Raw genomic sequence first — 12,609 nt, 5'->3', positions numbered from 1 at the left:
TGTCTGACCGCAGGCGAATGCATAGCTGACGGGGCATAGGAGCCAAGACGTGTCAGACCAGATCGAACTGCAACAGATCATCGGCCAGGTCGCTGCGGCCTATTTCAACAACAATCACGTGACGCCGGTGGAAATTCCGGTCGTGATCAGCAATATCGCCGCGAGCCTCGCCTCCGTCGGCGCGGCGCCCGCGGCGCTGGAAGCGCCCTCGCAAGAGCTCGAACAGCCCAAGCTGACTGCGTCGCAGATCCGCAAGTCCATTACGCAGGACAAGCTGATCAGCTTCGAGGACGGAAAAGGCTACAAGACGCTTCGCCGGCACCTGGCCGCCAAGGGCCTGACGCCAGATGACTACCGGAGCAAGTGGGGCCTGCCCAAGGACTATCCGATGGTTGCGCCGGCCTACAGCGAAGCCCGCTCGAGCATGGCCAAGGCCAGGGGCTTTGGAAGTCGTCCCGCGACCGCCGCGCCGACCTCGTCGCAGCCCTCAGCCGCGCCGGCCGTCGCCGCCGAGCGCGTCCAACGCGCGGCGACCACGAAAAAGGCTGCGACCGGTGGCGGCAAATCGCCAGCGCGCCGCCGCGCGGTGAACAAGAAGGCCGGCAATACGTCCGAGCCGAACGCTTGATTAGACGAGGCGCTCGGGATCAGCCGAGCGCCTCCGCACCATGCCGGCTGCCGCGCGTCGGCTGATCGCAGGAGCCCCGATTGACGACGCCGATGGACGAAGCTGGCCTTGACGATGCGGAGCTGAACGCGCGCCACAACGCCAAGATGGTCAAGATCAAGGCCGCCCGCGAGAAGATGATGGCCGAGCGCCAGCTGGAGAAGGGCCTGGTCATCGTCCACACCGGCCCCGGCAAGGGCAAGACGACGGCCGCGCTCGGAATGGTGATCCGCGGCATCGGCCACGGCCACCGGGTCAGCGTCATCCAGTTCCTGAAGGGGGCGCTGCAGACCGGCGAAAAGGTCGTGTTCGACGCCTTTCCCGACAATGTCGAGTTCCGGCGGATGGGCGAAGGCTTCACCTGGGACACCCAGGACCGCGCCCGCGACATCGCCGTGGCTCGCCAGGCGTGGGAGGCCTGCAAGGCGCGGATCCTCGATCCCGAGGACTGGGACATGGTGGTCTGCGACGAGCTCAACATCGTGCTGCGCTACGACTACCTGCCGCTGGCCGAGGTGCTGGAGGTGCTGCGCGCCAAGCCGGCGCATAAGCACGTCGTCGTCACCGGCCGCAACGCCGCGCCGGAGCTGATCGAGCTGGCGGACCTGGTCACCGAGATGACCCAGGTCAAACACCCCTTCCGCAGCGGCGTTAAGGCGCAGGCCGGGGTGGAGTTTTGAGCATCCTCGAGCCCGCCGCCGAAGGTCCGAGCCTGATTGTCTGCAACACCTGCCGCTTCTCGGCCGAGGCGCGGGAGGACGCTGACGGCATGCGCGGCGGCGCACGGCTCGTCGCGGCGCTCCGGCAGGCGAAGGCCGGCGATCAACGGGTCGACGACCTGGCGATCGAGGAAATGCCCTGCCTCTTCAATTGCACTCAGCACTGCTCGGTGCACCTGCGCGCGCCGGGCAAGATGGGCTATGTGCTCGGCCGCTTCGAGCCTACGGCGGCGTCGGCCCAGGCGCTGCTCGACTACGCCGCCGCCTATCTGTCTAGCGCGGAGGGCGTCGTGCCCTACCGCCAGTGGCCGGAGGGCGTGAAGGGCCGCTTCATCGTCCGCACGCCGCCGGCGGGCAAGGTGGTGGGGAGCTGTCAGTCCTGACGGGCGTCGAACGCCTCCCGCGCCGAGGCGATCGTCTGGGAGTTCTGGAAAGCCCAGACGCCGAGGGTCCGCACCGGCTCGCGCAGGGAATGGCCGAGGGCGGTAAGTTCGTAGTCGACCCGCGGCGGTATGGTGGCAAACTGGGTGCGGGTCACCAGGCCGTCGCGCTCCAGACCGCGCAGCGTCAAGGTCAGCATGCGCTGCGAGATGCCGCCGGTCAGCCGCTTGAGCTCGTTGAACCGCCTGGGACCGTCGGCCAGGAGCATCACGGTCAGGACGCTCCATTTGTCGCCGATGCGCGACAGGACGGCCGACGCCGTCGCGCAGTGTCCGATCATCTGAGCTTCCTCGTACTCGGTCACAGGCAGGGAACCGGGGATCAAAAATGTGCCTCCTTGCGCGCCTTGGCCGGCAAGCTATCTAGCCTTGGTATTGGTTTTATACCAGGTAATCGCCGGAGACTATCGCGTGAATATCCTGCACCTCGATTCGAGCATCTTGGGGCCTCAATCGGTCAGCCGGACGCTTTCGGCTGATATCGTCGCCAAGCTGAAGGCGGCCCAGCCCGACGCAAAGGTCACCTACCGCGACCTCGCCGCCGACCCGCTGCCCCACCTGAGCGGCGGCCACATCGCGGTCACGCATTTCGGCGCCGCGCCGGACCCCGCCCTCGCCCACGACCTCGCGCAGGGCCAGGCGGTGCTGGAGGAGTTCCTGGCCGCGGACGTGGTGGTGATCGGCGTCGCCTTCTACAACTTCACCATCACCAGCCAGCTCAAGGCCTGGATCGACCGGATCGCCGTGCCCGGCAAGACCTTCCGCTACACGGAGAATGGCCCTGAAGGCCTTTGCGGCGGCAAACGGGTGATCCTGGCGATCGCCCGGGGCGGGTTCTACGGCCCGAACTCGCCGGCGGCCGCGGCGGAGCACGCCGAGACCTACCTGCGGGCGCTCTTCGGCTTCAGCGGCGTCACCGACCTCGAGGCGATCGTCGCCGAGGGCCTGAATACGGGGCCGGCGCACCGCGAGGCGGCGCTGACCGCCGCCGGCCGCTACATCGCCGAATCCCTCACCGCCTGAACCGCGGAGCGCTTTGGAAGCTCTCACTAGAGCTCCGAGGCGCGCCCCGATCCCGGCGGCGTCCGCAGCGCGCCGCCGGAAGCATGCCGCCAGCTGCGATCCACATGACAGGACCCCAAGATGCGCAAGTTTCTCATGTCGCTGGCCGCCGTCACGGCCGGCGTCTCGATCGTGGCCGTCGCCCACGCCCAGAGCCCGGCCAGCGCTGATCCCGCCGCGGCTCAGGGCGGGGATTATACCGTAGAGCCCTACCACACCCAGGTCGGCTTCAGCGTGCTGCACCTGGGCTTCACGCGATATGACGGGGTCTTCTCCAATGCCTCCGGCCAGCTGAAGCTCGATCCGAAGACGCTGCAAGCCACGTCGCTGGACGTGACCGTCCCGGTGGACACGGTTCAAACCACCAGCGCCAAGCTCGACGGCGAGCTGAAGGGCGACCAGTGGCTGGACGCCGGAAAGTTCCCGACCATGCGTTTCCGCTCCACCAAGATCACCCGCACCGGCCCGGGCACGGCGACGGTCGCCGGCGACCTGACGCTGCATGGCGTCACCCGGCCGGTGGTGCTGAAGGCGAAGTTCGTCGGCGCCGGGGTCAATCCGCTCGACAAGAGCTATACGACCGGCTTCCTCGTCTCCGGCGTCATCAAGCGCAGCGAGTTCGGCGTGACGACCTATGTGCCGATGATCAGCGACGAGGTGGAGTTGACCATCAACGCCGCCTTCCACAAGGCGCCGTAATAGAGTGGCCCAGCCCGGCGCGTCCCCCGCGCCGGGCGAGGTCGAGAGGCATCCATGACGCGAACGCGCTACACGACCGTCGCCATCGTCCTGCACTGGGCGATCGCCGCCCTGATCGTCGCCAACCTCTACCTCGGCTGGCGGATGGGCTTCCTCAAGGGGCTGGCCCAGTTCAACCTTTTCCAGCTGCACAAGTCGATCGGCGTCACCATCCTGCTGCTCAGCGTCCTTCGCCTGGCCTGGCGGCTGGCCAGCCCGCCGCCGGCGCCGCCGCCGTCGCTCGCGCCCTGGGAGAAGGCCGCGTCCACCGCCGTGCACTGGGCTTTCTATGGGATCATGATCGGCATGCCCCTCAGCGGCTGGATCGTGGTCTCCACCAGCCCGCTCAACATCCCGACCCTGCTCTACCACCTCGTGCCGTGGCCGCACTTTCCCGGCGTCCACGACCTCGCCGACCCGGCGCGCAAGGCCGTCAACCGGGCCTTCGACATCACCCATGTGACGCTGGCGTTCGGTACGCTGGTGCTTTTGGCCCTGCACCTGGGCGCGGTCGCCAAGCACCAGTTCGTCGACCGCAAGCCCGTGCTGCCCCGCATGCTGCCCTTCGTCGGCGGCGCCTCCCGCCTGGAGCCCTGACCATGCGCCCGTTCGCCATCGCCATCGCCGCCGCCGCCGTCGTCGCTTCCGCCGGACAGGCCTCCGCCGCCGCGCCTGCGTGGCGCGCCGACATGGCCGCCTCCAGGCTGGGCTTCACCGGGGCCATGAACGGCCAGGCGTTCAAGGGCGCCTTCGGCCGCTGGGACGCCCAGATCGCCTTCGACCCCAAGGATCTGGCCGGCTCCCACGTCACGGCGACGATCGACATGGCCTCGGCGCGCACCGGCGACCGGACCCGCGACGAGGCCCTGCCCACCGCAGACTGGTTTTCGGCGAAGGCCTACCCCAAGGCCAGCTTCGTCAGCCGCAAGATCACGGCGGCGGGGCCCGGCCGCTACGTCGCCCAGGGCGACCTGACGGTCCGCGGCGTCACTCGTCCGGTGAGCCTGCCCTTCACGCTGACCATCACCGGCGACGCCGCGAAGATGACCGGCTCGGTGGTGCTGGACCGCAGCGCCTTCGGCGTGGGCCAGGGCCAGTGGAAGGGCGGCGAGCCCGTATCGCTGAAGGTGCAGGTCGACGTCGCGATCACGGCCAGGCGGTCGCCCTGAGGCGTGACCGCTCGCGGCTAATCCCCGCCGCACACCGTCCGGCCGCGGCCTTCGAGACTCGGATGCGCAAACTCCCGGATCTCGATCGAACAGCTGCGCGCCGCGCCCACCAGCTCCCGGCGGGCCAGCTCTCGCGCGCGCTCCGCGCTTCGGGCGATGATCACCGAGACGCTGGCTAGAGCCGCGTCCTCGCAGGTGACGGTGCAGAAATAGACATGCATGGACGCCCCCGTCAGGAGCTGTGGCGGCCTGCGGACAGCGGCCGGCCCGCAACACCACGCTGCGCCCCACCCAGCGGGTCTGCGAACCGGCCGCGCCCCGGCGGCGGTGCGGCGCGGAGGGCCCCAACCTCCTGCTGAACCGCGCCCGGCCGCCCCCCCTGGCGCCGGCGAACCCAACCGGACGAGGCGCCCTTCTGCCGGTTCGACAGACTCTCGCGCCGCTCGTCCTGGGCGTCCATGGACAGTCGCTCGGACAATGCTGGCGCCTTTCGCGGACGTTAAAGACTGTGACAGCGGGGACGCGCGGCGCCACGGCTCGCGCCTTCGACGACGACGGCGCGCGAGGGAATGTCCCGCCTTTCGCTGAGACCGACCGCCCGGATCGTCACACTGGGTCGGTGAGTTTTCTCACCCAGCGCAATGAAAGCTAAGGCTGAGTCAAACGCGATTGCGCCACATATCCGTGTAGTGCTTTGTTCAGGGTCCGGGGGACGAGGGATGCTGGACCGCAACTGGAGCGGGCTGCAAAAGGTTCTGGACGCGCCGTCGCGCCAGGAGCTGATAGGTCGCGCCCGCACCTTGAAGGTGCGCAAGGGCCAGGCGGTGCTTTCGCGCGGCGAGCCGTCGAACGAGATATTCGTCATCCTCGAGGGCCGCCTGCAGGTCGTGCTCTACAGCACCGACGGCCGCGAGGTCTCCTTGCGCGACCTGCGCGAGGGAGAGCTGTTCGGCGAGCTTGGGGCGATCGACGGCGCCGCCCGTTCGGCCGGGGTGGTCGCGGCGGCGGACGGGCGGCTGCTCGCGATCAGCCGGGAGAGCTTCCGCAAGGTGGTCCTGGGCTCGCCGGAAGCTGCGCTCTGGCTCGTCAGCCGCCTGACCTGGCAGATCCGGGGCCTGACGGACCGCGTGTTCGAACTGAGCGCGCTGAACGTGCGCGCCCGGGTGCATTGCGAACTCCTGCGGATGGCCCGGGCTCAGATGAGCGGCGTCAGGCACGAACTCACTCACGCCGAGCTGGCGAGCCGCATCGGCACGCACCGCGAGGCGGTGACACGCGAACTGAAGGCCCTGGCCGATCAGAACATCATCCGAAGCGGGCGGCGGCGCCTGGAGGTGGTGGATGCGCCGGCGCTCGAAGCGATTGTCGTGACCGGCCTGGGCGCGCCCACGGAGCTGGAGGGGGGATGGTGATGACGACAGCTGTGAATTCCGCGCGGGGGAAACGCCGCGGCGCGGTGGCGCTCGGGGGACCCGCGGCGCGGACCACCCTGGCCAGCCCCAGCTGGCTGGGCCGCGCCATCGCCCTGCTGGCCAAGCTCCCGGGCGTGGGGGCCTTGCTGAACGACCTGCTCATCAACCTTGTGGCCTCGTCGGCGAAGCCTCGACCCCTGCCCTATTCCCTATGGGGGCCCAAGCCCTGTCCCCCGGCTAGCGCCTTGGCCGGCAAGTCGGCCGACTACATCGCCTGGCCAGGGCTGGTGGACCGCAGCTATAGCGGGCGCCATCTTCCGGTCTGCAGCGACGCCTATGCGGCCGACCTGCCGCCGTCGAAGGCCCTGCTGCACCTGTTCCAGCGCGGGCCGACCATGATCGAGTCGACCCGCAGCTCGGCCCTGTTCTGCTTCTTCGCCCAGTGGTTCACCGACAGCTTCCTGCGAACCGACTTCAGGGATTACCGCCGCAACACCTCGAATCACGAGATCGACCTTTGCCAGATCTACGGCCTCGTCCAGGCCGATACTGAGCTGTTGCGGGAAAAGGTCGGAGGCCGGCTGAAGCACAGGGCGACGCCCAACGGCGATTTCCCCGCCCTGCTCTTCAACCCGGACGGCCAGCGCGTGGCCGAGCCCTTCCTCAATCTCGGCTACATCGACAATGGCGCTTATCGCAATCCGGTGATCCCGCCCGGCCTCGACACGCCGGAGCGGCGCGCGCGCCTCTTCGCGGCCGGCCTGGAGCGCGGAAACTCGACCATCTTCTACAGCGCCCTGAACACGCTCTTCCTGCGCGAGCACAATCGTCTGGCGCGGGAGATCTCGCAACGTCACCCCGAGTTCGACGACGACCGCGTGTTCGAGCACGCCCGCAGCACCAATCTGGCGCAGCTGCTGAAGATCATCATCGAGGACTACATCAACCACCTGTCCTCCGCGCCCCTCAGATTCTTCGTGGACGTGGGCAAGGCCGAGCGTCGGCGCTGGTACCGCACGAACCGGATCAGCGCGGAATTCGACCTCTTGTACCGCTGGCACTCGATGACGCCGGACAAGGTGACGGTGCAGGGCCAGAGCCTCGCGGATTCGCAGTTCCTCTATAACAACGCGCTGCTGGAGCAGGTGGGCGTGGAAACCGTGCTGGCCGACGCCGCCCAGCAGCCGGCCGGCCGCATCGGCCTTGGCAATACGCCGAGCTTCCTGCAGCCCTTCGACTTGGCGGCGATCGAGAAATCCCGCGCCTGGCGGCTCAGGAGCTACAACGACTACCGGGAGGCGTTCGGCCTGCCGCGTCTTCACTCCACGCTGCAGCTTGCCCGCGATCCCGCGACCGCCGCACAGCTGGAGAAACTCTACGGACACGTCGACAAGGTCGAGCTGATGGTCGGCCTTCTGGCCGAAGCGCACGGCGAAGGCGCGGTGCTGGGCGAGCTCATGCAGCTCATGGTGGGGGTCGACGCCTTCACCCAGGCGCTCACCAATCCCCTGCTGTCGGAGAATATCTACGGATCCGCCGCCTTCACCGAGGTCGGCCTGCGCTCGCTCGAGCAGACCTCCAGCCTGGACGACATCGCCCGCCGCACGCTCCAGCTCGGCGGCCGGCGGCTGAGCTTCCGGCGGCCAGGAGCACCGCTATGACGAAGCAACCGCCCGGCTCTTACGGCCCCCCGCTCCTGGGCGCGCTGTTCGGCACGCTGGAGTTCTTCCTGTTCGGCTGGGAGGGCTATTTCGCCCGCCGCCGGCGCCGGCACGGCAGCACCGTCTTCAAGGTGAACCTGTTCCAGCCGACGATCGCCGTCCTCGACCGCCAGGGGATCGCGCCGCTGTTCGGCGATCCCGACCTGATCCAGGACTACGGCTTCAGCTGGGCCAAGCCGCCGCTCGACCTCGTGGGCGGCGTCGTGCCGAGCATCTTCGAGCACGGCCCGGCGCACGACGAGCCCAAGGCCTTCATCCTGGCCCTGCTTCGGGAAAGGTCTCCGGACCTGGCGAATACCTTCGCCGCCGTCGCGGAGCCGTTCTTCCAGCGCTGGACCGCCGCAGGCGCCTTCGACTGGGCCGACGACCTGGAGAACCTGGCGCTCGGCTTCGTCTTCGAGTGGATCCTGGGGGCGCGGCCGGACGTCCCGGCGGTCCGAGAGCTTTACAACAACATCTTCCTGCACTTTGCGCCCTGGCTGGAACGCCTGCGGCCGAACTCCGTCTACGCCCGCTCGAGGAAGACCTACGCCGCCCTGATCGAGACGATCCGGACCGCGCCGCGCTATGGAGAAGTGGCTCGGCTGGCGGCGCGCTTCGGGATCGACGAGGCGGCCCTGCCCCATCGGCTGGCGTTCCTTCTCGGCATGAACGGCTTCCTGGGGCTGCAATCCACCTTCAAGTCCATCGTCGGCGAACTGAGCCGCAACCCCGCCCTGTGCGAGGCGATCCGCACCGGCGCGGGCGGCGAGCCGGAGCTGATCGACCGCTTCGTGTGGGAGACGCTTCGGCTGCATCCGCCGGTGTTCTTCATCTTCGGCCGCGCCGTGCGCGCGCGGGAGTTGGACACCGCCTCGGGCCGGTTCAGCATCCGGGCCGGGGAGCTGGTGATGGGCGTCATCCCGTTCGCGCAGCGCGACGCGAATCTCTATCCGGATCCCGACCGCTTCGATCCGTCGCGCTATGACGAACCCGCACGCCGGCTCGGACTGATCTGGAGCCGGGGCGTGCAGGACCAAACCGTGCAGCCTGCCGACAGGACCTGTCCCGGCAAGGATCCGGCGCTGCTGATCGCCCGGCTCTTCTGCGCGCGGCTGGCGCAGGGCTACCGCTGGCGTCTCGGCGAGCCGCCCCGCTGGACCCGTCGCGCCTACGGGCTCAATGTCGCAGCGCCCGTCGGCAAGCTGCAGGTCCGCAAGTTCGAAGCGGCAGGATGAAGGCGCCGCGGGACGGCGTCGGGGGTCACACCGCCGCCCGGCTCGTCGAGGAGCGGCGGCAGGTAACGGTGCTGTTCTGCGACCTCGTCGGGTTCAGCGGCCTCGCCGCGGAGCTCGACCCGGAAGACCTGCGAGAGGTCCTGCGCGCCTATCAGGCCTGCTGCGTGGATTGCATCGAGGCCCGCGGCGGCTATGTCGGCCAGTACCAGGGCGACGGCGTGGTCGCCTACTTCGGCCATCCGGTCGCCTGCGAGGACGCGGCGGAACAGGCGATCCGCGCCGGGCTTGAGATCGTCCGCCGAACGCCCGAGCTGCGAACGCCCGCGCCGGCGGGGGCGCTCCAGGCGCGCGCCGGCGTCGCCACCGGGACGGCGGTGATCGGCGACACCCTGGGGAGCGGCCCGGCGGAGCAGGCGGCCGTCACCGGGCGCGTGGCGGTTCTGGCGAGCCGCATCCAGGCGGCCGCGCCTGCAGGCGCCGTCGTCGCGCCGGACTCGCTGCGCCGCCTGCTCGGCGACGCGTTCGACTACGCCGACCTTGGTGCCCAGCGGCTGAAAGGCGTCGACGAGGTCGTGCGCCTGTGGGCGATCGGGCCGGAGCGCCACTTCGACTCGCGCTTCGACGCCGCCCATGGCGGCCGCTACGAGGACCTGATCGGCCGCAACGCCGAGCTGCAGATCCTGCGCGAGACCTGGCGCCACGCGGCGTCCGGCGCGCCGCAGGCTGTCCTGCTCAGCGGCGAAGCGGGCATCGGCAAGTCGGCTCTCTTGGGCGCGTTGCGGACCACGGCCGCGGCGAGCGGCGGCGGCGTCGCCATCTTCCAATGCTCGCCGCAGCGCACGGACACGCCGCTCCATCCTGTGCTCCGCTTCCTGCAGCGCCGGGCCGGATGGCGCGACGAGGACGATCGGGACGCGCGCCTGGGCAAGCTGCGCAGGCTTCTCCAGGCTTTCGGGCTCGAAGAGGAAGCCGAAATCCTCGCCGCCCGCCTGATCATCAGCGACGAGCCCGGGCTGCATCCGCCCCAGGCGGCGCAAGGGCGCAAACGCGAGATCGTCGACCTTCTCGACCACCTCATCGCGCGCGCCGCCGCGCGCGCGCCGCTGCTGTTCATCCTCGAGGACGCCCATTGGGCCGACGCCACGACGCTCGAGCTGCTCGACCATGTGGTGGCTCAGGCGTCCGCGCCGGCGTTGGTGGTCGTCTCCGGAAGGCCGGAATACGCCCCGCCCTGGACGGTCGGCCCCGACCACCACATCGTGCGCCTGGCCCGCCTCGGCGAGCCCGACGCCAAGGCGCTGGTCGAACAGACGACGGCCGGTGGGCTTCCCGCCTCCAGCGTGGCGGACATCCTGCGCCGAGCGGACGGGGTCCCGCTCTACCTCAAGGAGCTGGCGCGCGCCGGCCTGGAGGCGAGCGTCGAGGGAGGCGGGGCTGCGCCGGTCATCCCCATGACCCTGCACGATGGCCTGATGGCGCGCCTCGACCGGCTGGGATCGGCCAAGCTGGCGGCGCAGGTCGCCGCCGTGTTCGGCCGCAACTTCACGCTCGCGCTGCTCGCCGAGGTGTTCGGACGCTACGAGAGCCAGGCGGCCGACCTCGAACGGCTGCGGTCGGCCGGGGTCGTCGAAGGACGACATAGCGCGCCCGGCGAATACGCCTTCACCCACGCGCTCGTGCAGCAGACGGCCTATGACAGCCTGCTCCGCGAGCCCCGCCGCCGGCTGCACCGCCGCTGCGCCGAGGCCATTCTGCGGCTCCACCCGCAAGCGGCGTCGACCGAGCCGGAGATCCTCGCCCACCATTGCGACGAAGGCGGCGAGACGCTGGAGGCGGCCCACCATTGGCTGCGAGCCGGCCAGCGGGCGCAGCTCAGCGCCGCCAACGCCGAAGCCGCCGGCCACTTCCAGCGCGGACTGGACGCCTTGAGCCGCAGCGGCCTGGCCGCCGCCGAGGCGGAGCTCGAGTTCCGCCTGCAGCTGGGCCTGGGTCAGGCGGCCTACGTCTTGCTGGGCCCTGCCCATGCCCGGACCGTGGCGGCCTACGCGCGCGCCCAGACGCTGGTCGAGGCGGTGCGCGACCCCGCGCAGCGCGGGCAGACGCTCTATGGCATCTTCTCCGGCTATCACTTCGCCTCGAAGTTCGATCTCGCCGAGGCGCCGGCGCGGCGCATGCTGGCGCTTGCGATGGAGGAGAACCGCCCGGGCGACTTTTGCCAGGCGCATCGCATGCTGGGCTACGTCGCCTTCTTCCGCGGCCGCCATGATCAGGCGATCGAGCATTTCGAGGCGCTCGCGCGAGCCTACCGGCCCGAGGACCATGGCGCGGCGGCCTATGCCTATGGCGCGGACTGCCTGGTCGGCGGGCGCGGCTTCCAGGCGGTCATCGAGAGCGTGCGGGGGCCGTATGGGCCGGCGGTGCAACGGGCGAGACAGAACCTCGCCTTCGCCGAGAGCCTGGGACATCCGGCGTCGATCGGCTGGGCCTACGCCGCGGCCGCCTATGTCGGCTACTACGGCGACGATCCGCAGGGCGCGCTGGAGCTGGCCGAGGCGGGCGCCGAGTACTGCCGCTCTCACGACGTGGCGTCCTGGGGCGCGCACTGCCGGCTGTTTCGCGCCTGGGCCTCGGCCCGGCTCGGGCGGCCGGGAGACCACGCCCAGCAGGTGCGGGAGCTGATCGCGATGGCGGCGAGCGGCAATCGCCTGGGAATTTGCCTCTTCCAGCTCGTGCTGGCCGAGATTCTGCTGCTCGACGGCCGCCGTGAAGCCGCCCTCGACGAAGCCGAAGGCGCCCTTCGGGAGGCGACCGACACCGGCCAGCGCTTCTTCGAGCCTGGGATCCTGCTGATGCGCGCGCGCTGCCTGGCCGCACTCGGTGAGCTTCAGCCGGCGAGGCGCGCCTTCAGACTGGCCGCCGCCACGGCCCGCAAGGCCACGGCCCATGCGATCGTTCCCCGCGCGCTGGACGGCCTGGCCGCCCTGAAGGCCGCCGACAGCCCCTCATGGCTCGGTCGGACGTAATACTGTAACGCGTTCACGCCGGCGCCCAGACCCGATATAGAGCCGGCCATGCTGCGGCTTGCGACATTGGTGCGACGGCTCGGAGGCCTGGTGGCCGCCGTCGTGCTTGCGGTGCTCGCGTTGGGGCCCGCGGTCGATGCGGCCCTCTGCGGCGGCGAGGACATCGCCTCCGCCGGCGGCCGGCCGACCGTCGAGTCCGCGGCGGTCTCTGCGGTAAGCCACCTCGATCCGGCCCGTCACGCTGAACGCGCCGACGCCTGTTCGCACGGTCATTGCCACCACGCCGCGCCGTCGACGCTCGAAGACGGTGTGGAAGCTTTGACCACGCTGACGCGCCGCGACCGGATCGCGGTCCTGCAGGTCGACCTGCCCAGGCCGCGCCTCAGCTTCGACCTCGACCGACCGCCTCGCGCCTGACGGCTGCGCGCGCACATCGCGCGC

The 12,609-nt window shown here is 70.0% G+C and carries 14 protein-coding genes; 12 read left to right on the top strand and 2 right to left on the bottom strand.

Translation table 11 applies throughout. From position 1 onward, the window contains the following. Positions 1-49: 49 nt before the first annotated feature. The 3 genes from VJS38_RS11570 to VJS38_RS11560 all read left to right on the top strand — a co-directional run bounded on the left by VJS38_RS11570 (position 50) and on the right by VJS38_RS11560 (position 1,769). Positions 50-628 carry a MucR family transcriptional regulator gene (locus VJS38_RS11570; RefSeq protein ID WP_324088301.1) on the top strand — a complete coding sequence of 193 codons (579 nt, stop codon included), beginning with the start codon at positions 50-52 and terminating at the stop codon, positions 626-628. Positions 629-708: 80 nt separating this feature from the next. Next, entirely contained in the window at positions 709-1,347 is a 639-nt protein-coding gene (gene cobO, locus VJS38_RS11565) for a cob(I)yrinic acid a,c-diamide adenosyltransferase (RefSeq protein ID WP_324088300.1), read from the top strand. Then, the gene (locus VJS38_RS11560; protein WP_324088299.1) at positions 1,344-1,769 is read left to right on the top strand and encodes a DUF1636 domain-containing protein; all 426 of its coding nucleotides are present in this window, start codon (positions 1,344-1,346) and stop codon (positions 1,767-1,769) included. The genes cobO and VJS38_RS11560 overlap by 4 nt, the downstream gene beginning before the upstream one ends. Here VJS38_RS11560 and VJS38_RS11555 read toward each other — a convergent pair. Next, entirely contained in the window at positions 1,760-2,152 is a 393-nt protein-coding gene (locus VJS38_RS11555; RefSeq protein WP_324088298.1) for a helix-turn-helix domain-containing protein, read from the bottom strand. The two genes, VJS38_RS11560 and VJS38_RS11555, sit on opposite strands and share 10 nt — an antisense overlap. Before the next feature lie 85 nt (positions 2,153-2,237). On the opposite strand from VJS38_RS11555, the gene VJS38_RS11550 reads away from it, so the two are divergent. The 4 genes from VJS38_RS11550 to VJS38_RS11535 all read left to right on the top strand — a co-directional run bounded on the left by VJS38_RS11550 (position 2,238) and on the right by VJS38_RS11535 (position 4,795). Beyond that, entirely contained in the window at positions 2,238-2,849 is a 612-nt protein-coding gene (locus tag VJS38_RS11550) for an FMN-dependent NADH-azoreductase (RefSeq protein ID WP_324088297.1), read from the top strand. A 120-nt stretch (positions 2,850-2,969) separates the two neighbouring features. Beyond that, positions 2,970-3,587: a YceI family protein gene (locus VJS38_RS11545; protein WP_324088296.1), complete on the top strand. Its 618-nt coding sequence runs from the start codon at positions 2,970-2,972 to the stop codon at positions 3,585-3,587. A 54-nt stretch (positions 3,588-3,641) separates the two neighbouring features. Continuing rightward, complete coding sequence (locus tag VJS38_RS11540; protein WP_324088295.1) at positions 3,642-4,223, top strand: cytochrome b; 582 nt, start codon at positions 3,642-3,644, stop codon at positions 4,221-4,223. 2 nt (positions 4,224-4,225) lie between these two features. Continuing rightward, positions 4,226-4,795, top strand: a complete 570-nt coding sequence (locus VJS38_RS11535) for a YceI family protein (RefSeq protein WP_324088294.1) — start codon at positions 4,226-4,228, stop codon at positions 4,793-4,795. Between the two features lie 17 nt (positions 4,796-4,812). Here VJS38_RS11535 and VJS38_RS11530 read toward each other — a convergent pair whose 3' ends face one another. Then, complete coding sequence (locus VJS38_RS11530; RefSeq protein WP_324088293.1) at positions 4,813-5,016, bottom strand: hypothetical protein; 204 nt, start codon at positions 5,014-5,016, stop codon at positions 4,813-4,815. Positions 5,017-5,514: 498 nt separating this feature from the next. On the opposite strand from VJS38_RS11530, the gene VJS38_RS11525 reads away from it, so the two are divergent. The 5 genes from VJS38_RS11525 to VJS38_RS11505 are packed head-to-tail and all read left to right on the top strand — an operon-like array spanning position 5,515 to position 12,585. Continuing rightward, positions 5,515-6,207, top strand: coding sequence for a Crp/Fnr family transcriptional regulator (locus VJS38_RS11525; RefSeq protein WP_324088292.1), 693 nt, complete (start codon positions 5,515-5,517; stop codon positions 6,205-6,207). Continuing rightward, positions 6,207-7,868 (top strand): peroxidase family protein, encoded by a 1,662-nt coding sequence (locus VJS38_RS11520; protein WP_324088291.1) that lies wholly within the window; start codon positions 6,207-6,209, stop codon positions 7,866-7,868. The genes VJS38_RS11525 and VJS38_RS11520 overlap by 1 nt, the downstream gene beginning before the upstream one ends. After that, positions 7,865-9,145 carry a cytochrome P450 gene (locus VJS38_RS11515; RefSeq protein WP_324088290.1) on the top strand — a complete coding sequence of 427 codons (1,281 nt, stop codon included), beginning with the start codon at positions 7,865-7,867 and terminating at the stop codon, positions 9,143-9,145. The genes VJS38_RS11520 and VJS38_RS11515 overlap by 4 nt, the downstream gene beginning before the upstream one ends. Beyond that, positions 9,142-12,168 (top strand): AAA family ATPase, encoded by a 3,027-nt coding sequence (locus tag VJS38_RS11510; protein WP_324088289.1) that lies wholly within the window; start codon positions 9,142-9,144, stop codon positions 12,166-12,168. Before VJS38_RS11515 ends, VJS38_RS11510 begins: the two co-directional genes overlap by 4 nt. Positions 12,169-12,216: 48 nt before the next feature. Then, positions 12,217-12,585, top strand: coding sequence for a hypothetical protein (locus VJS38_RS11505; protein WP_324088288.1), 369 nt, complete (start codon positions 12,217-12,219; stop codon positions 12,583-12,585). The last annotated feature ends 24 nt before the right edge of the window (positions 12,586-12,609 follow it).

The sequence above is a fragment of the Phenylobacterium sp. genome, from assembly GCF_035276905.1.
Taxonomy (GTDB): Bacteria; Pseudomonadota; Alphaproteobacteria; order Caulobacterales; family Caulobacteraceae; genus Phenylobacterium.
Note: the sequence above shows the minus strand (reverse complement) of the source record. Positions and strands in the feature narration are given on the sequence as shown.

Coding starts and splice junctions, on each gene's coding strand:
- VJS38_RS11545 (WP_324088296.1), top strand. CDS start 2,970: ATGCGCAAGTTTCTCATGTCGCTGGCCGCCGTCACGGCCGGCGTCTCG.
- VJS38_RS11540 (WP_324088295.1), top strand. CDS start 3,642: ATGACGCGAACGCGCTACACGACCGTCGCCATCGTCCTGCACTGGGCG.
- VJS38_RS11535 (WP_324088294.1), top strand. CDS start 4,226: ATGCGCCCGTTCGCCATCGCCATCGCCGCCGCCGCCGTCGTCGCTTCC.
- VJS38_RS11530 (WP_324088293.1), bottom strand. CDS start 5,016: ATGCATGTCTATTTCTGCACCGTCACCTGCGAGGACGCGGCTCTAGCC.
- VJS38_RS11525 (WP_324088292.1), top strand. CDS start 5,515: ATGCTGGACCGCAACTGGAGCGGGCTGCAAAAGGTTCTGGACGCGCCG.
- VJS38_RS11520 (WP_324088291.1), top strand. CDS start 6,207: ATGACGACAGCTGTGAATTCCGCGCGGGGGAAACGCCGCGGCGCGGTG.
- VJS38_RS11515 (WP_324088290.1), top strand. CDS start 7,865: ATGACGAAGCAACCGCCCGGCTCTTACGGCCCCCCGCTCCTGGGCGCG.
- VJS38_RS11510 (WP_324088289.1), top strand. CDS start 9,142: ATGAAGGCGCCGCGGGACGGCGTCGGGGGTCACACCGCCGCCCGGCTC.
- VJS38_RS11505 (WP_324088288.1), top strand. CDS start 12,217: ATGCTGCGGCTTGCGACATTGGTGCGACGGCTCGGAGGCCTGGTGGCC.